Below are 19,893 nucleotides of genomic sequence, written 5' to 3'. Positions count from 1 at the left end.
AAAATTTGATTAAATTCCCAAAATGTACTGCCTGTAATTTTTGGGCAAAACTTTTTCCAAGAGGTAAATAATCGCCCAACAACCTAACAAAGTCCCCGTCACTAAAAAGCCGAGCTTCAGCAGGGGATTTACCGGGTCAATAAACTTATAAAACAGTAACAACACATATTTCATTACTGTCGAATCCAGAAGATATATAGGGAATGAATAAGCAGCAAATATTTTGACTAACCCCGATACTCTACTGGGAAGTGCGATACTCTTAGAAAATGCGAGGATCGATAATACGAACAAAATTGCGTATCCTTGAGCAGATAGTTTAAAAAACGATCGGAGAAACCATGCCTCCGAATTAACTCCACTTATCAGGTAATATTCCCAAATGCTAGCGAGATAAACAAAAATCGTTGCCCCTAAAATTGGTATTTTGTTCCGTTCGAGAACGGGTTGAATTCTGTCATACGATCTGCCCAAAAATAGACCTGTTGAAAATGGCAAAATCCAACTGAAAATCCAGCGCTCCATCAAAGGTAGAGGTATTGATATGTATTGGAAAGCGGTTAAGTAGAAGAAGATTGTAAAAATTGTTTGAATTGTTAAGCCCAAAGCCAAAACTTTTCTGGATTCTAAAAATCTTAATTTCACCAGAAGCCACCACCAGCCGTAGCATTGAACAATCACAACGATGAAGTAATAAGGAGGCATCACTGAACCCGTCAAGATATCTCTGAGTAATGAAAGTAAATCAAATTTTTGGAGTTCTCCCAAATTATTTAAGATGTACGCAGCTACTGACCAAAACAGATAAGGGGGTAGAATTTTTGACAGTCTTTTTTTAACTACCAGTCCGGGATTATTTTGATTTTCCAGTTTGTTGGTGAGAAAAAAACCGCTCAACAGTAAAAATGCAGGTACGCAGAACAGTTGAAATGTATCGATCGCCACAAATAAAATTCTGCGATCGCGAAATGTGAAGAACCCAGCATGAGTAATCACAACACTGACGATCGCTAAAGCTCGGATCAAATCAAATTCAGCGAACCGATTAGAAACTTTTTGCATGGTAACAATTAGATTGTAAAAATTTGAATTCAATTAGGAATTTTTTGTCCGATCGGTTTTCACCAAACTCTAGCATAAAATTTTATATTTGCTCCTCTCTTCACAAAACTTATGTCGGCAAAAATCAGTCACCGAGTGCTGGGATTGAGGAATAAAGACTATAGAGACTATTGCGAAAAAAAGTCTACCTAATTTAGGTAGACTTTTAGAAGTCTTCAAGCAATGAGTTAACTGCGGGCTAACCGTTGCTGTGATGGATGTGCGAGGCAGAAACACTATCCAACCGATCGCGCCCGTTGCGGATCACGCGCAGCATATCGCTCAGCTTGTGTTCGATATTATCTAGCACTTGGTCAGCATAATCGTCGGCTCCGTTTTGAATTTCCTCGCATTCAGCCATCGCCCTGACTCTCATCTCTTCCAATTCCTCTTGAGCCTGGTAGCGAATTTGTTCCACTTCCGCCAGCGTGGCCTGCTGAATTGCCTCGCAGTCGAGCAAAACTTGCTGCCGCAACTGATCTGCTTCTATCTTCGCCTGCTGGAGCAGGCCCATATCGTTTAAAAGTTCTGCAGCTCGCTGTTCTGCTGCTTCTATCACTTCCTGAGCGTAAAGTTCCGCTTCTTGAAGCAAGTCGTCCTTGTGCCGGATGATCGTCTCGGCTTCCTGAAAGGCGATCGGCAAATTTAGCCTCACCAAGTCTAACTGATCGAGCAACTGTTCTTCATCCACCAGAGTGCGTCTGGTCATGGGAATTCGCGGACTGTCGAGAACAATTTCCTCAAGCCGGTTCAATTCCCGCTGGATGTCTACTCCTGCGGTTCGGGTGGGGTCTCCGAAGGCGGCTGTGTTCTGAGGTGATTCATTCTCAGTGCGGAGGCCGTTACTATCGGGTTCGATGCGAGTTGGTTCCTGCTGGCGTAACATTTGTAAATATCTAGGGCGACGTGTTTCGGAACAAGATGATCTACGGAGCCACCAAACTTGGCTATTTCTTTAACTACACTACTACTTAAAAAGCTGTACTCGTTAGAAGTTGCCAAAAAAACTGTTTCAATTTCGCCCAGAAGGGTTTTATTGGTGTGGGCCATCTGGAGTTCCATTTCAAAATCTGTTAATACCCGGAGCCCCCGCAGCAGCACTTTGGCTTGTCGAATCTTAGCATAGTTTACTGTCAAACCTTCAAAACTGTCTACTTCTACGTTTGGCAAGTGTTGAGTAGAGCGCTGGATCTGCTCGATCCGTTCCTCTACGGTGAACAGAGGGGTTTTGCTGGGGTTTCTGACTACCGTAACAATTACCCGATCGAACAGTTTGCAGCCCCGCTCAATAATGTCTGCGTGACCGAAGGTAATCGGGTCAAAGCTGCCTGGATAGATTGCAATCACAAGTTTGGCTCAACGGAGTGGGGGGGTGGGGGGGAGTGGAAGAGTGCAAGAGTGGGAGAGTGGGAGAGTGGGAGAGTGGGGGAGTGGGGGAGTGGTAGGGAAATCTTCACGCTTGACTTCATTCTCTCAACATCTATCCGTTAAATTCGTTAAATCCCGTACATTATTGCTCGTTGCCGAACTTCCTTCTACTTTTTCATGGAATGAGCTTTGTAGAAAGTTTCGAGGCTTTGCTTGTCGCCCACAAACCGCCAGTGCCAAGGCTCGTAACTGACGCCTTGGCGATTGTTTTTGGGGAAGGACATTTCAAAGCTGAAGGTGACGGCGTTGGCTTCTAGCCATTTGAATGCTTGAGTATTTTCAAAACTGGGACTGAGGTTGGTATCCGGGGCGCTGCCGTCGCCGATGTCGATGGCGTAACCGGTATGGTGTTCGCTGTAACCAGGAGGGGCGCTGACTTCGGCTCGCTTGCTGGCGTTTTGCCTGCGTTCGGCTTTCACGTCAAAAAATACGTGCTGTTGGTCTTGCAGGGAGCGAAAGCCGGATATGGGAGCAAAGTAGATGCCTGATGCCGCTGCGGCGTTGGCCATTTCCTGATATTTTGCTGCTGCTGAGGTGCGAAGTTTGACGCTACCCTCGGGGGTGACGCTTACCAAGTCATTGGCTGGTGCTTCTGGGTACGGCAAGTGTCCCAGCAGGTTTTCTGGGATTGCGGGGGCGGTGGCTTTGGGGTTGGTAGCTGGACTCGCGACCGATGCAGACGGCGAACTCACCGGTGCTGGGTTTTGTTGAGTTTGCTCTGCCTGACTGGTGGCTGGGAACAAGTTAAAGTTGAGGTGCAGCCAGATGCTGACCCCACAGGCTAAGGCTGCCAAGCCTAGCAGTTTCCAAATCAGCCCTTTTTTCTTGGACTGACTCTGCCCTGCTTCTGGGTATGGATGGTCTCGCACTGCTTCTGGAATTTCGTCGGCGACAAGCTCCGAGGCTTGCGGGGGTTTTCTCGACAGACTAGCGTTATCCAAGCCAGCTCCACTCCTGCACTTCAATAAGGCTCAACGTTACAAATTGTAGACCGATATGGGCGATCGAACAGCTACAATTGGCGCTGAGAATATATCATCTCTTTCTGACTTCGCCCCGTCCCATCCGCCAACTCTCGTATCTGTTGCTTGGGCCCACAGTCGATCGTCCCTGCGAGGTCGAACTGGTTGGCGCTGGGGGCGCTGGTTTATTTTAAGTGTAATTTGTTACAAATTGACAAAATCCAACAATTCTTCGATCGACACATCAAACGTCCGGGCCAATTTTAGCAGGGCACCGATGTCAGCCATTGCCATGCCGGGCGATGGGCATAACTTTTAACAGTATTGTAGGATACTCCAGAGCGATCGGCTACTTCCTTGAGCGATCGGCATTCGAGCGCCGTCAAGGTCTAATTAATAGCTTAAAGCTCGATCGCCCCAAATCAAATATTACCAACTTCCGCCAATTCAGCAGCACTAACAGAATCTTTCTCTTCCCCTTTATCCCCTTCATCAACCGCAACAGTTAACTTCAATCCCAGAGCATTCAGCCAACTTGCTAAAGCATAAATTGTCGCACTTCCTTCTCCCGACAACAAAACATCTAATTTTTCCAAATGCAATTTAGCATCTTCAGCAGACATATTTGGTTCGCCCAGAGCCTCAAATACATCTCTGAGCGCTTTTCGCATTATTCCTAATTCCAAATCGCCGGCTTCTTCCTCAAAAATCTCTGTGAGATAGCCAGCAGAATATGCCGGATCTTTGAGATTTGAAATTTTATAGGGGTGATAAGGTAAGCTCTTAGGCATTGTCATTGTCTTAACTCCTGTAATCTGTCCAGTATGTTTTAGCCTTGCGGATATCTTGTTCTTGAGTGCTTTTATCCCCGCCTATCAACAAAAGTACAATTGTTTCTTCTACTTGTCCAAAATAGACCCGATAGCCGGGGCCGTAATTTATCCTCAACTCATAGACACCTTCTCCGACTGCTCGATAATCTCCGAAATTTCCAGTCCCAACTCGATCGAGTCGCCGCTCAATCTTAAATTTTGCCTTGAGCTCCCGCAGGGAGTCTAACCACTCCGAGAAAGGAACTTTGCCGTCTGGCGTACTGTAACGCTGAATATCTCTGGGTTGTACTTCCATAAAGTCGATCGTACTTGCACCCTCATCTTAATACCGGCGATCGCCCCCTATCGAACCCTCTTGACCTGGGCCACCTCAACATCGCCGATCGAAAGGAACTCTGCCGTCAGGGGTAGTTTAACGCTCAATTTCTCTCGGTTACGCTTCCATAATCTTGATTTTAGCGACGATCGCAGTCCAATCTGAAAGCCGCCCCGATCGGCCCTTGACTTCATGCGCTACAATTATTAAGAAATCTTTAGTTAAATCCGTTTAACGTCCCAGACGCATTATGAGTCTTCCCATTCGCAACGTCGCTATCATTGCTCACGTCGATCACGGCAAAACCACCCTTGTGGACGCTCTCCTCAGACAGTCCGGGATCTTCCGCGAAGGGGAAGAAATCCCAGATTGCGTCATGGACTCCAATGATATCGAGCGCGAGCGCGGCATTACCATCCTGTCCAAAAATACCGCTGTCAGGTACGGAGAAACCCTGATCAACATCGTCGATACCCCCGGACACGCGGACTTTGGAGGCGAAGTCGAACGAGTTCTCGGCATGGTTGACGGCTGTCTGCTGATCGTAGACGCCAACGAAGGCCCGATGCCGCAAACCCGGTTCGTGCTCAAAAAAGCCCTAGAAAAAGGACTGCGCCCGATCGTCTTTGTGAATAAGATCGATCGACCCCAAGCAGACCCCCACAAAGCTATTGATAAAGTTTTAGACTTGTTCTTAGAACTCGGCGCCGACGACGATCAATGCGAATTCCCCTATCTTTTCGGTTCCGGACTCAACGGTACTGCTAAAAAAACTTTGGACGAGGAAGCAGTGGACATGAAACCGCTGTTTGAAGAAATCCTAGACCACGTACCGCCCCCCGTAGGCGACCCCAACAAACCGCTGCAACTGCAAGTCACCACTTTGGATTATTCCGAATACGTGGGTCGCATTGTCATCGGCCGCATCCACAACGGCACAATTAGAGTCGGTCAACAAGCAGTCTTAATCACAGAAAGCGGCGCGCTTGTCAAATCTAAAATCAGCAAATTGATGGGCTTTGAAGGCCTGAAACGGATTGATATCCAAGAATCTTCTGCTGGTAATATTGTCGCGGTTGCCGGTTTTGCTGATGCCTATATTGGCGAAACAATTACTTGTCCGAACGACCCGCAAGCGCTGCCTTTAATCAAGGTAGACGAACCGACTTTGCAAATGACTTTCTCGGTGAACGATTCGCCGTTCTGCGGTCAAGAAGGAAGTTTGGTGACATCTCGGCAAATTCGCGATCGACTAATGCGAGAACTGGAAACAAACGTCGCCTTGCGCGTCGAAGAAACCGACTCTCCCGACAAATTCCTCGTATCAGGTCGCGGCGAACTTCACCTCGGCATCCTGATCGAAAATATGCGCCGCGAAGGATACGAATTCCAAGTATCCCAGCCGCAAGTAATCTACCGCGAAGTCGGCGGAACTCCGTGCGAACCCTATGAATGTTTGGTGTTAGACGTACCCGAAGAAGCAGTCGGCGGCTGCATCGAACGCCTCGGTCAGCGGAAAGCAGAAATGCAAGATATGCACGTCAGCAGCACCGGCCGCACGCAAGTAGAATTTTCAGTTCCCGCCCGCGGTTTGATCGGGTTCCGAGGCGAGTTTATGCGCTTGACTCGCGGCGCTGGAATTATGAATCACAGCTTCCTCGATTATCGCCCCCTCAGCGGAGAAATTGTTGCCCGCCGCAACGGAGTATTGATTTCTTTTGAAGAAGGAGTTGCGACCTATTACTCCCTGCAAAATGCTGAAGACCGCGGCGTATTTTTCATTACCCCCGGTACCAAGGTTTACAGAGGAATGATTATCGGAGAAAGCAACCGAAATCAAGATATGGAGTTGAATATTTGCAAGTCGAAGCAGTTGACAAACCACCGCGCTTCTGGCGGTGAAGAATTGGTGCAATTGCAAGCGCCGATCGACATGAGTTTGGAGCGCGCTTTGGAGTACATCGGTCAGGATGAATTGGTGGAAGTAACACCGAAATCAATTCGCTTGCGGAAGGTTTCTAAGAAGTTGGTCAAACGCTAAAACAACTTGTAGGGTGCGCAATGGGCACCTTACTGGTGAAACGCTAAAAAAGCTTGTAGGGTGCGCATTGCGCACCTTACGTTTTATCGGGAATAAAAACCTGCCAGAATTTAAAAAATTATATATTATCCAATTGTGCTTTGGTTATTTCACTTAATTTTCCACTTAGAAGCTGATATTTATCGGTAGGTATTTGCCCCAAAGCCTTTAAACACCATGCAAATAAGGTTCTCAGAGAAGCACAAGTATTCGGATCGGATAAAACTTTTTCAACATCAAGTCGATCGAGAATTTGGCAGCCGTGTTCCTTTTCTTTAAATCCAGAATATATCTGTTTTAGTTTATTTTTGGGATGGGGAATCGTTTCCACATCTCCCTCGTAATCGTTTAAGCTGGTTCCTAATACTGCATTGACGGTAGCAGCATCAGCGAAGTAGTATGCTTCTAGCATATTTACTAAAAAGTGGACTGAAGCACGGTGTTTTTGGTCGAGCAAAATCTTATCAAGTACATTTCGGTATCGCTCAAAAATTTGTGGTGCTTGATGGGTTCGAGCGGATTCTAGGTCATCCAGTAGCAGGACATAAGTACATGGCGTTTGTAAGTAAACCCTTGCTGGGAATCCAATTCTTACAGTATCCTTATCAGGAATGTCTTTACCAGTTCCAACCATCTTAGGAATGTCTTTACCCGTTTCAACCATCTTAAGTCTTTTCTCTGAAGTTCTTACGCCTAGCTGCTCAACCTTGCGAATAACTTGAAAAGAGCAAATACCCAATTCCATCAGAGTTTTAAATAACTTGGGAATGTGTTCCTGTTCCGTTTCTCCTGTTACCAGCAATCCAAACTTGAAAAAATAACATTGCTGGTCACTCGTAGTATCGTGACTATTCATTAACTTGCTACCTCTAATGGAGATTTACTTTGAGGCGCAATCATCTCAGCCATATATAGCGATCCAGTAGCATAGTCTTCTAGTAAATCTTGGATACCTTCTATCTCACTGATCCTTTTGAGGACGGTTTTTCCTTCCTTGTCAAGTTCCGCAGTCAAAATATTTTCTGGTTCAAATTGACTAATTAATACAGGTGAATGAGTCGCAATAAAAACCTGCTTGTTCCATTTTTCAGTAGCGAGTTTGACAGCTTTAGCAAAAACAGCTAAAGCCCAAGGATGAAGCGAGATTTCAGGCTCATCAAATAAAATTAGTGCATAACGATTTTGTCCTTCAGAAAACAAAGCTGTGAGATTAATCAGCATCTGGAGATGACCGTCAGATACTCCTGAGGATCGAATTGGTTTGCGCCGTCCTTTTTCTAAAAAGTTGCCATAGACTGTGTATCGACCTGTTTGTTCAAAAAACAGATTATCAAAAGCTGGAAAGCTCTCTTGCATGAAACTGATGATTGTATCGTACCGTTCATCAATGACTCGCTTATCATGTAAATTCCGCAAAACTGACCATAAATTATCGCACCTGTCTTGTAATCGCTCTCCAGAATCAGATTCTGAACCAAATCGCTTTATCTTGAACAAAGAAGCTGACCGGGAGTTATAGTTGCGAACAACGCGCAATAAGTTGTCTATGTTAGAGGCAGCGGGTTCGCTATTCTCAAATGCTACATATCGGCTTAGGGCTAATTTCTCTGGTTCTCTGAGTGTAATGAATTCTAATTCTTGCAGGTCTGTACGATAAACCTGAGCTTTGTCACTGCCTATAATGCGAACAATCAATTGATTATCACCATCGGAAAAAAGCTTTTCTCCCGCAAAAGGTTCGATTCTACCTGAAGAATAACCAAATGAAACTTCGTATTCACCCCATGGGGTTACAATTTTGATTGATATATTTTCCCCCTCATCGGCTGCATCCCACAGCAGACCAATCCCATGATCTCTCTCAGAAGAAGCTAAATCAACACCCCTGATGGCACAGTCTCGCACAAACCAGATGGTATCGAGTAATGTAGTTTTTCCAGCTCCATTAGGACCGAAGATAATGTTGAGAGGGTTGATTTGAATTTTTACATCTGCTAGGGAGCGAAAATTTTTTATTTGCAAATGAGTTAGTTGATTTGACATAAGGTGCTATTTATTTTATTATATATTTTTTATCATAATTTGCCTTTCATGTCAATTGGCAGCTCGGGCTTCTCGTGGGCGATCGCGCGCTGAACTAAGTCACACAATATGTTTTAATTTATATTTGAGCAAAATCCAAACAAAACTAGCCATGAGTCCTAAATCAATAGCCGTAATCAACTTCAAAGGCGGTGTCGGAAAGACCACCGTCACTTGGAGTCTAGGAAATATTATATCCCAAGGAACCGACTTAGAAGTCTTGATGTTAGACTTAGATCCGCAAATGTCGCTCACAGAGGCGATCGGACTTAACGAAAATACAGGTCATTTAGATGACAAGTTTGGTAAGTGGTACGAACAATCTATCAAGCATAGACTTACAATTTACGACGCTTTAGAAGTCTTTAAAAAAGCCGGACATAACTTTAAATTTCCCGTGGGTTTCGACACCATTTATCAGATTGACGAACAGTTGCATTTTGTCCCTTCAGTTGAAGAATTGTATTGGTTGGATATCGATGGATTTGAGGGAAAAAGTGTTAAAGACTTCATCCGCAGATTCATCGGCAAAATCGCCAACTCTGCCAATCTCCCCAAATACGACTTGATGCTTTTTGACTGTTCGCCTTCCTTCAGTCTCCTCACCTACAGCGTACTCTCTTGCTGCGACTTAATATTGATTCCCGTCAATCCCGATTATTTTGGTTCTAGGGGATTGAGTTTAGTTTTAAACTCGCTCCAGAAACGGATTGAGCCTTATCCGTTTCCCAAAATTGCAGTGTTTATGAATAAAGCTAAAATCTATGGAGGATTGCTGACAAATGAAGTTCAGTTTTACATGAGAGAAGTAAAGAGACTTTGCGATGAGATCTCAAAAGATAATCACATAGAAGTTAGATTCTTAGAATCGACGATTCGGGAAAGCGTCGGGCTAAAACGCGCGATTAATGAGGGAGAACTGCCGCGAGAATTAGTTAGAGAATTTGAAAAACTCTGGCGCGAGTGTGAGGAGTATCTGAAATGATTAAAAAAGAAATTTTGGCTGCTTCCGAACAAGAAAGCGGGGGGTTAGTTGAGGAAATTGGCGAACTTAAGGAAATCTTGCGGGACGTTGCTCGAAAATTAACCCGGCTTGAGACTCAAGTCAAGCGGGGAGTGATTTCTGCAGGCTCAAAAACTTCGGATATTCCCAGGGGTGCTGATGTTAAGAAACCTGCTAATTTATCGGCTGCCAATGTTCTCGAAGTTTATGAAGAACTGCGTTTACAAGCTAAGAATGGTAATGAAGAAGAGGTGAGGCAAAAGTTGTTGGCAATGAGTGCAACTGACTTGAACTTGATGTGTTGCGAGTTAGGGATGCCGCCCAGCAGCAAGAATCCGTCCCGCAAAAAAATGTTCGAGCTAATTATTGGCAGAATTAAACAGAGTTTGAGGCTGTCGCGGCATATAGACAGACAAACACTTTAAAAATTAGCAGAAGAATCGATAAAATGCGTTTTAACTTGCATTTCCCGCTGAGATATGGAACAGGCAAGATGCCCGTTCCACAAAAGCCTGTTACACAAAAGTTTAAGTGGAGTGCGGGGTGGGCATCTTGCGCGCCCCGGAAAAGCTTGTTGGAAATTTTGCAACTTTTCAGCTTCAATAAATTATGCCGCATCAGGGCGATCGCCCTCATCTCCCTAATACTCTCAATCAGCTTGTTTTTGAGCGTTCATAGCCCTCCCACAACCGCAGCAACACCAAGGATACTGGCGTTTATCGCCCTCCAGAGGCGCGGCAGCGAGGTGAGAAACAATTTATTTGCCATCAATGCTAGCAGTTCCTCCCGCCGCGAACTTGCACCCAATATAGATGTTAGCCCTACCTTAGTTTGGTCGCCCAACGGCCAGCGGTTGGCTTTCGTGAGTGGAGACACCGACATCTATACAGTTAATGCTGACGGTTCCCGACTAACTAAACAGTTTGCTGGGGATGCTTGCAAAGCGGCTAATTTTGAAATAGCTTGGTTTTCCAACAGCCAGAAACTTGTTTTTGCCCGTTCTTGCGACGGTTTTACATCTGATACTCCCGGCAGTCAGTCACTTTATATAAGCGACACTGCTGGCATTAAAGGAACTAAATTAGTTCGGAATTTGCAAGTAGGAGGAAGTCCACTTAAAACGGAAATTTCATCGCAATTTTACCTTTCGCCGGACGCCCAGCAGGTAGCATTTGTCAAGGATAAATATATCTACAAAATGAATGCCGACGGTTCGGAAGTGACAAAACTAACTAAAAGTTCCGGCGAGTATATTTCCGGCGGAAGTCAACTTGTTTGGTCCCCAGATCTCACGAAAATTGCTTTCCTGTTCGGCGCTTATCCGAAACAGCAAATTTACACAATTAATGCCGATGGAACCAACCTCAAAAATTTGACAAACAACCCGCAACATGAGGTTTACAACGTCAAACTATTTTGGTCGCCCGACAGCAGCCGTATTGCTTACTTTTACAATAAACCGGGCGATTTTGGCGGCAAACATCAAGATATCTACCTGCTCGACATTAACCGGGGGACAGCCAAGAAGCTCACCCAAAAACCCAGCAACTACGGCGAACTTTCGTGGTCGCCGGATGGCAAATTTATTGCTTTCGTCGCCGGAGAGTTCAACAATCAAAAACTCTACACAATCAATGCTGACGGGAACCAGCTAAATCAACTAGCTTCTCGGCTAGAACCGTCGGGTATTTCAGAATTAGCTTGGTCTACTGACAGCCAGCAAATCGCTTTTATATTTAATGAAACTCAAGGAGACAAAAGCAACTTGTATGTAATTAATCGGGACGGTTCGGCATTAACTAAATTGACAAACGACAAGGATTTGAATGCTAGCCATCCGGTTTGGCAACCGCAGTAAAGTTAAGAGCAAAAATATGCTGTCCGGGTGGGTTTTAGCATAGATAAACCCAGAAGGGCACGCTATCTTTGCATTGCATCGCCTTGGAGCGAAAGCGGGTTAACGAACAAGAAAGAATCAACCCAACTCACTACTCAAAAATCTTCTCAAATAGGGGAAGATGCAATAATTTTTTTCTCCTTTAATGGCTGGTGAACTTCCAAATCATTTGACTCAAGTTCGTGATGTTTTTCATCCTGCACCTGTTTGTCAATTTTGGGCAACTTTAAAATCGCCCCAGCTAAAACCCAATAATATACGGACACTGGATCTACATCTAGCGGATAGTATTGAGTATTGATCGTAATAAATCCAACAAATACCCAAAAACTTGCTCCGTAACTCCGCAAACTTTTGTCCTTGACAGATCGGTAAGCTCTAAAAGTTAGAAAAGCCAAGTGTAAAACCATGATTTGAAAAGAAATCATTCCCGGATAACCGAGTTCGTAGATCAACTTAGGTTGGAAAGTTTCAATTAGCTGCGTGGTACCAAATATTCGCGTTGAATTAGTTGCTCGTCCCACACCTCTACCGAAAGGTCTGTCAATGATAAAATTGTTGCTCTGCTCGAATTGATTAAAGAGAAACTGCTGGGGCGGTGCAGCATTCCAGCGGCTAACAAAACTCTCCCACCGCTGTTCGATAATTCCCGGGTTAATTGCTGCACCGACAAACAGCAGAATCGCCAGTCCTGCACCGATGGGAATAAATCGTTTGAAGTTAACTAATTGACCAGTGAGAACTAGCAGGATGGCAGTGGCAACTGGAACCATAATTAAAGCAGCTCTTTGACCGGAAATAACTGCATTGGCAAATACTAATGCCATGCCAAATAAACCGATAAGTCGCCACCAGAATGAATGGTCACAAAAGGCAGAGGCAAAGGTTAAAAAAGCATTAGAAATTAAAAACCACGCCCACTGCCAAGGCGCGACAAAAGTTCCAGGCAAGCGAATAAATTTGACTTCTGGACTGAACACCAAAGAACCGCCGACAAAACATCTAGCTTGCAGGGTTGCTTTATATAATTCTTCTCCGATCATTCCTCTGGTGCCTGCACACTTTCCACTTTGCAGCAACAGGTATTGAATCAAACCGAGAAGGCAGCAAACGATCGCCAAAACGACGTGCATTCGACTAAAAAATACCAAATCCTTCTTAGTGCGGAGCAGATAATAGGTACAAGCAATCAGCGGTATGTAACCTATCAATACTTTTAAGCCGAGAATTCCTTGCAAAATGGGTTTGTCGCCCTTCATAGGGTTGAGCTGCATATCGCCGTTGACAAAAATTAAAGTCAGCATGACCATCATTAACAGGATGCTGAAGGTAGAAAGCATTTGTTTGGGAATGAACACGGGCAACTGTTTCTTTTTGCAGCTTTGAATTAGGGCGATGAGGGCTGGTATGTAGAAAGCATCTTTTGCTACTTGAAATGCAGCATTCCCGCCACCAATTGCGTAAGTAATTGTACCGCTGAAAGGCAGGTAAATTAGAAAAGCCCACAAAGCTTGACGGGGGTACTTGTAGGAAAGCAGCAAGATGGCTGCGGCGGCGCCTCCTGCAACAGCAATCTTAGGGCGGGCTACGAACAACAGGGGGATGCTGGCGGCAAGGCTGACCAAGCAGCTTATGGCGATCGCCTGCAGCAATTTATTGCGCTTTTGTGAAGTTTTGCGTTTTTGTGCTGCTACTTCTTTTTTGCTTAGCGCTGTTGTTTTTTCGCTGTGCTTGTGTTTGGATTTTTTGGATTTGCGCTTGGTTTTAAACATAACTTCTAGAAGGCACTCAGATGTAGAAGGCACTCCGATGTAGAAGGCACTCCGATGTAGAAGGTAGAAGGCAGAATGAAGAGAAGCAAAAATATGCTGCAGATGTGGTTACTTATTCTTAAAGTCAAGATCGAGAAAAAGTCTCGGTCGAGATTGTGGGTGTGACGCGGGTACAAATTAAACAGGCGACCTTGTAGAATATAACTGCTGCATCTATAATGTACAAATCTCAAAGAAATAATTTTAATCGAGCGGTAAAAATGAGTATGAAATTAACAAAATTTGTATCGATCGGCATTGCCCTAGCTTTAGGGGCAAGCGCGAGCATATTATCTAGCAGCAGTACAGCATTAGCAGCCGAAAAAATTGTCCTCACATTTGGCCCGATCCGACAAGCCATCAATATCAGCGACTTAGAAGACTTTGCTAAAGACGGCACGACGACCCCAACCCTACAACAAATTATCCGGTTTTCCAAAATGGACGCGCAAATATTGCGGGGGTTGATGGGTCTAGAAATCGGTTTAAAGCCTGCTAATCTGGCCCGGGTAGTTTACAGCACCCCGGGAGAAAAAATCACTGACGAAATCGGTCAAGCAATTCGCACTCAGCGCCGCACAGAAAGCGGGAAAGCTCTGCGGGCGGCGATGATACTGGCGGCCGGGGATGACGGCAAGGTATCGCTGCTGGAAATCCTGAAAAAGTATCCTCTAACGGAGGTTTACGTAGATGTTGCCAGCATTAGCGCCACTGTGGGGAAAGTTCAGAGTTTAGCCGGAAATATACAAAGCCTGCTTCAAGATGTGATGCGATCGACAAATCGCACAACTGAAACAACTCGCACCGAAAGTCCGATCGAACCTCGGCGCAGCGTGCAGCCAACAATTCCGCCTCCAGCGCCGCGCCGCGCCGAACCCGCACCCTTGCCAGCACCCGCACCGCAGCCTGTGAGGCCGGTCAGAGGACTTTGGTAAAAAAATTATAAATGTGTCTTAGGGGCGGGTTTAGCGTGCATTTGTGGCATTCTGCAGGCAATTTTGAGACCAAACCCGCCCCCGCCCTACCTTGATCCCAACCGCCACGAGGGTTAGGACTCCCGAAGCAATCAATTTTTCTTGAGCAATTTTTTGAGCAACTTCGGAACCTCCGAAGGCCGAGCCGCCACAGGTATGCCCGCCTCTTCAAAAGCCGCCAATTTGTTTGGGGGCGTAACTCCAAAGGCTTTCTGGGCAGCAGCGCGAGAACTGATCAGGATGCCGGCGTGGCCCAAAGACGGCCCCTTGGGAGCGTAGCGACCGGCCAGATAAGCAACCACGGGTTTGTCGATCGCCGAGGCGATGTAAGAAGCAGCAGCTTGTTCGCTCCAGCCGTCAACTTCCCCCACCAAAACCATCGCTTCGGTACTGTCGTCTTCGTCCAAAATTTGCAGCCACTGCATAAAAGAAGAACCGACAATCCCGTCGCAGCCAATACAAACCGCCATAGACTGTCCCAACCGGGCCTCAGTCAGTTCTAGGGCAACTTCGTAAGTCAAAGTGCTGCTGCGGCTGATCACCCCCACCGGGCCGGGAATGTAAAATTCCTTGGGGTGAGATCCCAGCAGCAGTTTGTCGGGCACAATTATCCCCGGACTGTTAGGCCCGATTACTAAAGTTTCAGTAGCCTCTGCTTTTCTGACTAAGTGCACCATATCCAGAGGAGGCACTCCCCCAGTAACGATCGCGATTTGCCGAATTCCTCCGGCGATCGCTTCTAGAGCCGCATCCAGCACCGAGTAAGCGTCTACAAAAATTACCGCAGTGTCAACGTGACCCACTGCCGACACTGCTTGTTCTACCAAATCAAAAATCGGAATCCCCTCCATTTCCAGCCCCCCCCGACCGGGACTGACACCGGCGACTACATTCGTGCCGTATGCTTTCATCATCAGGGCGGCGCGGGTTGACGCGGGAGATTCTGTAATGCCCTGCACCAGGACTTTGCTTTCAGGAGTTAAATTCATTTGTTCCCACTTGACACTCGATCTGTAAAAAGCAGAAGGCCTTCATCTGTACAGAAATCTTGTTTTTTGCCGATCGACTGCCGCTACTTGACGGATGATACAGAAGCGGCCGCGGCCTCATCCAAAGTGCTAGCTAGCTGCACCGGCAACTGTCCCAAACGCTTTTTAACAGCATCAGCATCGATCTCTACCAGCCGCAGCACAACTTGGATGTGGCGGTTAGCGCGAGCTTTCCGTTCCAAATAGCCGGCTACTGCGGCGATTATTTCCTCCGTCTTGGAGGCGCTGCCCAAAATATTTACCAGTATCACCTTAACGCTTTTATCCTGAGCGACTAACTCCAGACCCGAATCCGCGCGATCGCGCAGGGCATTTGCTGCATAGTAGCGGTCTAGGGAACCAATATTCACAAAATTAGCTGGTTTTCCTCCTTGGTGGGTTACAGCATCCAGAGTTGCCATTGTCAGGCCCACTCCGTTGCACAAAATTCCGATATTCCCGTCTAGTTCGGTTAATTCCAGGGATTCGGAATTCGAGATTGGGGATTTAGATTTGGGGTCAAACTCCGGCGATTGCTGAGCCTTCGAGTAGGAATCGGGGCGATCGCCAGGGACATGGGGACTTCTCCTTTCCCGTGCCAGCCCGCCCAAGAGCCTATTCTCCGAGAGTGCTACCAAGTCTGGATGTCGCCCCAAGGCCTCGTCATTGGCAGTGACTTTACCGTCTAAAGCCATGACCTCTCCCGTAGGACTGATGCCGAGAGGATTGATTTCTACTAAATCTAAATCTTTTTCGACAAACAGCCGGTACATTTTCTCGACAATGGTGCTCACCGATTGAATCAAGTCTCCCTGCAATCCCATTTTCAGCGTGAGACGCCTCGCGTAGAACGGGGAAAATTCTTGATCTACGGCAACTTGCTGCATTTGCTCGATCGACCCTTCGACATCCATACCTCCTTGGCTCGATCCCAGAAGCACCGGGCGTCGCGCTACGGGGTCTAGGAGTACCGCTAAGTACAATTCTCGGTCGGCGTTGTACTTTGCTTCTGCCAGCAGGACTTGGGGATATTCGCTCTCGATCGGCAAATTAAAAATTGTTTGGGCCGCAGCTACTGCATCGATCGTATTTGCCACAAACTTGATACCGCCCGCCCGGCCCCTTCCCCCAGCCCGCACTTGCGATTTTAGTACAACGGGGTAGGGAATTTTCAGTCCTTTGAGGTCGGCGGGATTGTCAATCCGCTGCGACGGCAAAATCGGAATTGCCATCTGGCGAAATAAAGATTTAGCTTGGTACTCTAACAAATCCATTATCAATTACGGGTGACGGGTAGTTGGCAACAAGCAATTCGTCCTAATTGGCAATTCATAATTAATAGATAGTAATTGGTTTTTTGTCAAGTTAAAAGTTAAAAATTTTCGCTTTTATCTTTTAATTTTAGACTTTTGTATTGCCGATTACTTATTCGCTATTACCCCTCGCCGATTACCTATTAATTACCTAAGCTGTTTCAAAATGTTTTTTTCTCGGAATTGCCAAATTTTACTATTAGGCTGTGGTGGGGACATATTTGGCGAGCTTTGGTGTTTTTTTGTCTCCGAAAATCTTCGGACTTGGGGCAAAAAGGTGCCGAGATATTTCTGCTAATTGTTTACTTGATGCTACTAGCAGCGCCTTGATGGACGGTTTTAACCCATTTGAGCCGCTTGGGCCGTACCGCAATCCGAGCCGTCACAGTCCCTACCAGCAGCCAGTGGAACATATACACAGTACCCCGCAGCGTTTGCAGCAAGGTGACAAAAACTCGCCTTACCTCAAATTTGGTCTCTTTGCGAGTGCGGCGCAAACCGACAAACATTCCCACCACTGACAAAGTAAGGGTCATCACAGTTAGGGGACTGGCGATCGGCATCCGGCGCAGCGCAATTGACATCACAAAGTCGGGTAGCGCTACTGTGGGCAAGAAATATTGAGATACCCAAAATCCAAATAAATCCCAGGTTTTCCAAGTTCCCATGCGGTTGCGCAAAATTAGCCGCCAGTAGTCAAGATAACGCTGATAACCGCCTTCTGCCCAGCGATTGCGCTGGTGCCACAGGGCGCGAGCGTTAGTGACTCCTTCTTCTGACACGGCTGGGAAAGCGAGAAATTCAATGTCCCATTGTTCGAGGTGCAGCCTCAACGTCAAATCCAGGTCGTCGGTAATCGTTTCCTCGTTCCAGCCGCCGCAGCTTTCCAAGGCGGTGCGACGCATGAATTGGCCGTTACCGCGCAATTCTCCAATGCCGCCGATCGCAATCCGCTGCTGTTGGAAAAAACTGTCGAGAGCCATTTCTGCTTCTTGGCCCCGAGTCCACAGATTTACCGAAGCATTGGCGATGGCTTTTCTGACTTGCACAGCCCCTACCTGTTCTCGATCGAACACCGGCAGCACCAGGCGCAGCAAATCCGGCGTTACTGTCGCGTCGGCGTCAAATATTCCCACAAATTCCCCGCGAGTCAGCGGCAACACTTGATTCAGGGCTCCCGACTTGCCGCCGCTGGCATTTGCTCCTCTGCGAAATACTTTGAGCTGCGGGTACTTTTTGGTGAGCTGTTCCAATACTACCGGGGTGCTGTCGCTGCTGTGATCGTCGATCGCCCAAACTTCGTAGCGGTCGATCGGATAGTCTACATTGCAGATTGATTCTACGAATCGGGCAATCACCGCTTCCTCATTTTTCGCAGCCACCAACAGCGACACGTAGGGCCAATCCTCTCGATTTTCATCGGCAAGAGGCGGCAGTGCGGGCTTGGGCGAAGCAAACAAAACTCGAAATGCTTGCATCCACAGCAGTCCCGTCAGCCCCCACACTACCCACGCACCCCAAGAAATCAAGTGCAGGGCGATCGTGCCGCCCCAAATCGCAGTCAGCACTGCGGCGGCTTTTCCGCGGCGTCCCCGGTACAGATTTTGAGGAAAAGAGGTAGTTCCCGGCACCGACACCGCAACCGGGAGTTTTGGTTTTGTTTCCGCGTCAAACACCCTGTCGCCAATGTCTGGTATAGCAAATACTTTGCCGAGCTTCGAGTTCGAGGTCAAACTCTTGAGCTCTTCTTGAGCTAAATCAGAGATGTCCAAGTTAAGCTCGCTGCGAGCGTCGTTTTCTGACCAAGAAGTCTCCTGCATAGGTTACTTGATTCAACCACCAATAGTTTTTGATTTTAGAGATAAGTATTTACTGTACCAGTTTCTGGCGTTTTGTCGAAAGCAGACCGGAGGACAAGCAGCGGGCTAGCTGCTTGTCCGAACAGGGTAAACGGGCATTGCATAGAGTATTTGGGATGACTTTTGCTTGCGATCGACCATGAATATCTGTTAGTTTTTTCAGAGGATCTCAAGTATCTGCTACTAATAATTATCTGAGGTATAAATATGTCTATTCCTCAACTGAAGCCAGCCGACGAGAAAGAAGTGAAAGTCTATGCGCCTTTCTGTCAGGAGCCCCGGCGCAAGTTTTTGCCGCACGCTATCGGCCTCTACAAGCTCAAAAGCTTGGAGGGGGCAAGAAAAATTGACGGCGGGGAGAACGTGCCGTTTGTCGCTAGTTGGAATATATCGTCCCTGCCGATCGATTTGACCCGCTGTCGGGTTTTGTTTGACGGCAATGCTGAACTTAGCTACGAAGTGACCATGCAAAGCTCTGAGTTTGTCAGTTGCTTAATTGAGGTACTCCTGACTTTTCAGCGGACTCGTAGCGTCGATTTTTCTAAATCGTTTTACCGGAAGCTGATGCGCATGGATGATTAACTTTCACCGCACCTGCGTTACCGAAACTCCGCAATTGACGATCGAGCAATTTAGTCCGGAGCCCCCCGGAGTCATTCGGGGAGTGAAAAAAAAGCTCCTCGCTCCCGATCGCCAGCCCCCCGATTTAGCAGTGGGGTCGCTTTCTTCAATTCTTTAATCTAAAATCTAAAATCGATTGACGGGCGCTATAACTGGCGCACCTATACTGTAACGGTATCACGTCGAAATTACAGTATAGGTGCGCCAGTTTTATTTGAGAACCGGAAATAGTAAGTGAGTTTTTAGATCGCTCTCAATCATCCCTTTTGGGGAAACCACTTATCCCCACCTCTCAAGTAAATTTACAGCAATTTTTAGTTGAGTGCGATACAGATTTGGTGTAGGGACTCAGGCTTTGCCTGAGTCCCTACCTGTATTCGATCCAATTGACAACTGCTGTACTTTGTTGTGAAACAAGCCCAAAAGCCTATTTCGGATAGTGGTGCCAAGGAGTGCGATCGCGCCCTCCAATTTCGTTCAATTTTTGCGACTCGGTAGCTGAGATAGGACTTATACCATTTTTCTAAAGATGTGCTAGAGATAAAGAATGTAAGATCCAAGACCATCCTGTGAGAAAACCAATGA

Annotated in this window: 20 protein-coding genes; 8 read left to right on the top strand and 12 right to left on the bottom strand. The window is 46.6% G+C overall.

Translation table 11 applies throughout. The annotated features are described in order from the left end of the window. Positions 1 to 9 precede the first annotated feature (9 nt). From QUA80_RS25320 to QUA80_RS25305, 4 genes are all read right to left on the bottom strand, one after another. Positions 10 to 1,062: an acyltransferase gene (locus QUA80_RS25320; RefSeq protein WP_333427762.1), complete on the bottom strand. Its 1,053-nt coding sequence runs from the start codon at positions 1,060 to 1,062 to the stop codon at positions 10 to 12. Between the two features lie 238 nt (positions 1,063 to 1,300). Further along, positions 1,301 to 1,987: a DivIVA domain-containing protein gene (locus tag QUA80_RS25315; protein ID WP_333427761.1), complete on the bottom strand. Its 687-nt coding sequence runs from the start codon at positions 1,985 to 1,987 to the stop codon at positions 1,301 to 1,303. Next, positions 1,870 to 2,448: a pantetheine-phosphate adenylyltransferase gene (gene coaD / locus QUA80_RS25310; protein ID WP_333427760.1), complete on the bottom strand. Its 579-nt coding sequence runs from the start codon at positions 2,446 to 2,448 to the stop codon at positions 1,870 to 1,872. Before coaD ends, QUA80_RS25315 begins: the two co-directional genes overlap by 118 nt. A 188-nt stretch (positions 2,449 to 2,636) precedes the next feature. Further along, positions 2,637 to 3,470 (bottom strand): M15 family metallopeptidase, encoded by an 834-nt coding sequence (locus QUA80_RS25305; protein ID WP_333427759.1) that lies wholly within the window; start codon positions 3,468 to 3,470, stop codon positions 2,637 to 2,639. Between the two features lie 55 nt (positions 3,471 to 3,525). On the opposite strand from QUA80_RS25305, the gene QUA80_RS33965 reads away from it, so the two are divergent. After that, entirely contained in the window at positions 3,526 to 3,810 is a 285-nt protein-coding gene (locus QUA80_RS33965) for a hypothetical protein (protein ID WP_445302294.1), read from the top strand. Positions 3,811 to 3,913: 103 nt separating this feature from the next. Here the strand turns inward: QUA80_RS33965 and QUA80_RS25295 are convergent, their stop codons facing one another. Both QUA80_RS25295 and QUA80_RS25290 read right to left on the bottom strand, forming a co-directional pair. Next, positions 3,914 to 4,288 carry a transcriptional regulator gene (locus QUA80_RS25295; RefSeq protein ID WP_333427758.1) on the bottom strand — a complete coding sequence of 125 codons (375 nt, stop codon included), beginning with the start codon at positions 4,286 to 4,288 and terminating at the stop codon, positions 3,914 to 3,916. A gap of 4 nt (positions 4,289 to 4,292) precedes the next feature. Continuing rightward, a complete protein-coding gene (locus QUA80_RS25290; protein WP_333427757.1) occupies positions 4,293 to 4,619 on the bottom strand; it encodes a type II toxin-antitoxin system RelE/ParE family toxin in 327 nt (108 codons plus the stop codon). 271 nt (positions 4,620 to 4,890) lie between these two features. On the opposite strand from QUA80_RS25290, the gene typA reads away from it, so the two are divergent. After that, the gene (gene typA, locus QUA80_RS25285; protein WP_333427756.1) at positions 4,891 to 6,681 is read left to right on the top strand and encodes a translational GTPase TypA; all 1,791 of its coding nucleotides are present in this window, start codon (positions 4,891 to 4,893) and stop codon (positions 6,679 to 6,681) included. Positions 6,682 to 6,799: 118 nt separating this feature from the next. Here typA and QUA80_RS25280 read toward each other — a convergent pair whose 3' ends face one another. Both QUA80_RS25280 and QUA80_RS25275 read right to left on the bottom strand, forming a co-directional pair. Next, a complete protein-coding gene (locus QUA80_RS25280) occupies positions 6,800 to 7,576 on the bottom strand; it encodes a DUF4276 family protein (protein ID WP_333427755.1) in 777 nt (258 codons plus the stop codon). Beyond that, complete coding sequence (locus tag QUA80_RS25275) at positions 7,576 to 8,763, bottom strand: AAA family ATPase (RefSeq protein WP_333427754.1); 1,188 nt, start codon at positions 8,761 to 8,763, stop codon at positions 7,576 to 7,578. The genes QUA80_RS25280 and QUA80_RS25275 overlap by 1 nt, the downstream gene beginning before the upstream one ends. A gap of 151 nt (positions 8,764 to 8,914) precedes the next feature. On the opposite strand from QUA80_RS25275, the gene QUA80_RS25270 reads away from it, so the two are divergent. The 3 genes from QUA80_RS25270 to QUA80_RS25260 all read left to right on the top strand — a co-directional run bounded on the left by QUA80_RS25270 (position 8,915) and on the right by QUA80_RS25260 (position 11,663). After that, complete coding sequence (locus QUA80_RS25270) at positions 8,915 to 9,787, top strand: ParA family protein (protein ID WP_333427753.1); 873 nt, start codon at positions 8,915 to 8,917, stop codon at positions 9,785 to 9,787. Continuing rightward, the gene (locus QUA80_RS25265; RefSeq protein ID WP_333427752.1) at positions 9,784 to 10,230 is read left to right on the top strand and encodes a hypothetical protein; all 447 of its coding nucleotides are present in this window, start codon (positions 9,784 to 9,786) and stop codon (positions 10,228 to 10,230) included. Before QUA80_RS25270 ends, QUA80_RS25265 begins: the two co-directional genes overlap by 4 nt. A gap of 68 nt (positions 10,231 to 10,298) precedes the next feature. After that, positions 10,299 to 11,663 (top strand): hypothetical protein, encoded by a 1,365-nt coding sequence (locus QUA80_RS25260; RefSeq protein WP_333427751.1) that lies wholly within the window; start codon positions 10,299 to 10,301, stop codon positions 11,661 to 11,663. Positions 11,664 to 11,809: 146 nt separating this feature from the next. Here the strand turns inward: QUA80_RS25260 and hpsL are convergent, their stop codons facing one another. Continuing rightward, complete coding sequence (gene hpsL, locus QUA80_RS25255) at positions 11,810 to 13,474, bottom strand: hormogonium polysaccharide biosynthesis protein HpsL (protein WP_333427750.1); 1,665 nt, start codon at positions 13,472 to 13,474, stop codon at positions 11,810 to 11,812. Between the two features lie 260 nt (positions 13,475 to 13,734). Here hpsL and QUA80_RS25250 point away from each other — a divergent pair, with 260 nt between their 5' ends. Then, on the top strand, positions 13,735 to 14,448 hold the full coding sequence (locus QUA80_RS25250; RefSeq protein WP_333427749.1) for an alpha/beta hydrolase: 714 nt from the start codon (positions 13,735 to 13,737) through the stop codon (positions 14,446 to 14,448). Between the two features lie 131 nt (positions 14,449 to 14,579). Here QUA80_RS25250 and QUA80_RS25245 read toward each other — a convergent pair whose 3' ends face one another. The 3 genes from QUA80_RS25245 to QUA80_RS25235 all read right to left on the bottom strand — a co-directional run bounded on the left by QUA80_RS25245 (position 14,580) and on the right by QUA80_RS25235 (position 18,648). Continuing rightward, positions 14,580 to 15,476 (bottom strand): CoA-binding protein, encoded by an 897-nt coding sequence (locus QUA80_RS25245; RefSeq protein ID WP_333427748.1) that lies wholly within the window; start codon positions 15,474 to 15,476, stop codon positions 14,580 to 14,582. An 83-nt stretch (positions 15,477 to 15,559) separates the two neighbouring features. Next, a complete protein-coding gene (locus QUA80_RS25240; protein ID WP_333427747.1) occupies positions 15,560 to 16,789 on the bottom strand; it encodes a succinate--CoA ligase subunit beta in 1,230 nt (409 codons plus the stop codon). A gap of 341 nt (positions 16,790 to 17,130) precedes the next feature. Further along, positions 17,131 to 18,648, bottom strand: coding sequence for a glycosyltransferase family 2 protein (locus tag QUA80_RS25235; protein ID WP_333427746.1), 1,518 nt, complete (start codon positions 18,646 to 18,648; stop codon positions 17,131 to 17,133). Between the two features lie 246 nt (positions 18,649 to 18,894). On the opposite strand from QUA80_RS25235, the gene ebsA reads away from it, so the two are divergent. Both ebsA and QUA80_RS25225 read left to right on the top strand, forming a co-directional pair. Beyond that, positions 18,895 to 19,269 (top strand): type IV pilus biogenesis protein EbsA, encoded by a 375-nt coding sequence (gene ebsA / locus QUA80_RS25230; RefSeq protein WP_333427745.1) that lies wholly within the window; start codon positions 18,895 to 18,897, stop codon positions 19,267 to 19,269. After that, positions 19,262 to 19,426 (top strand): hypothetical protein, encoded by a 165-nt coding sequence (locus QUA80_RS25225; RefSeq protein ID WP_333427744.1) that lies wholly within the window; start codon positions 19,262 to 19,264, stop codon positions 19,424 to 19,426. The genes ebsA and QUA80_RS25225 overlap by 8 nt, the downstream gene beginning before the upstream one ends. Positions 19,427 to 19,893: the final 467 nt, after the last annotated feature.

The organism is Microcoleus sp. F4-D5, from assembly GCF_036704885.1.
In the GTDB taxonomy this organism is placed as follows: domain Bacteria; phylum Cyanobacteriota; class Cyanobacteriia; order Cyanobacteriales; family Microcoleaceae; genus Microcoleus.
This window is presented reverse-complemented; position numbering and strand designations above follow the sequence as displayed.

Bases quoted from the DNA above. Each gene is read 5' to 3' on its own strand.
- typA (WP_333427756.1), top strand. From the start codon at position 4,891: ATGAGTCTTCCCATTCGCAACGTCGCTATCATTGCTCACGTCGATCAC.
- QUA80_RS25250 (WP_333427749.1), top strand. From the start codon at position 13,735: ATGAGTATGAAATTAACAAAATTTGTATCGATCGGCATTGCCCTAGCT.
- QUA80_RS25270 (WP_333427753.1), top strand. From the start codon at position 8,915: ATGAGTCCTAAATCAATAGCCGTAATCAACTTCAAAGGCGGTGTCGGA.
- QUA80_RS25265 (WP_333427752.1), top strand. From the start codon at position 9,784: ATGATTAAAAAAGAAATTTTGGCTGCTTCCGAACAAGAAAGCGGGGGG.
- QUA80_RS25295 (WP_333427758.1), bottom strand. From the start codon at position 4,288: ATGACAATGCCTAAGAGCTTACCTTATCACCCCTATAAAATTTCAAAT.
- QUA80_RS25290 (WP_333427757.1), bottom strand. From the start codon at position 4,619: ATGGAAGTACAACCCAGAGATATTCAGCGTTACAGTACGCCAGACGGC.
- hpsL (WP_333427750.1), bottom strand. From the start codon at position 13,474: ATGTTTAAAACCAAGCGCAAATCCAAAAAATCCAAACACAAGCACAGC.
- QUA80_RS33965 (WP_445302294.1), top strand. From the start codon at position 3,526: ATGGGCGATCGAACAGCTACAATTGGCGCTGAGAATATATCATCTCTT.
- QUA80_RS25280 (WP_333427755.1), bottom strand. From the start codon at position 7,576: ATGAATAGTCACGATACTACGAGTGACCAGCAATGTTATTTTTTCAAG.
- QUA80_RS25260 (WP_333427751.1), top strand. From the start codon at position 10,299: ATGCCCGTTCCACAAAAGCCTGTTACACAAAAGTTTAAGTGGAGTGCG.
- QUA80_RS25235 (WP_333427746.1), bottom strand. From the start codon at position 18,648: ATGCAGGAGACTTCTTGGTCAGAAAACGACGCTCGCAGCGAGCTTAAC.
- ebsA (WP_333427745.1), top strand. From the start codon at position 18,895: ATGTCTATTCCTCAACTGAAGCCAGCCGACGAGAAAGAAGTGAAAGTC.
- QUA80_RS25245 (WP_333427748.1), bottom strand. From the start codon at position 15,476: ATGAATTTAACTCCTGAAAGCAAAGTCCTGGTGCAGGGCATTACAGAA.
- QUA80_RS25315 (WP_333427761.1), bottom strand. From the start codon at position 1,987: ATGTTACGCCAGCAGGAACCAACTCGCATCGAACCCGATAGTAACGGC.
- QUA80_RS25275 (WP_333427754.1), bottom strand. From the start codon at position 8,763: ATGTCAAATCAACTAACTCATTTGCAAATAAAAAATTTTCGCTCCCTA.
- QUA80_RS25225 (WP_333427744.1), top strand. From the start codon at position 19,262: ATGATTAACTTTCACCGCACCTGCGTTACCGAAACTCCGCAATTGACG.
- QUA80_RS25320 (WP_333427762.1), bottom strand. From the start codon at position 1,062: ATGCAAAAAGTTTCTAATCGGTTCGCTGAATTTGATTTGATCCGAGCT.
- QUA80_RS25240 (WP_333427747.1), bottom strand. From the start codon at position 16,789: ATGGATTTGTTAGAGTACCAAGCTAAATCTTTATTTCGCCAGATGGCA.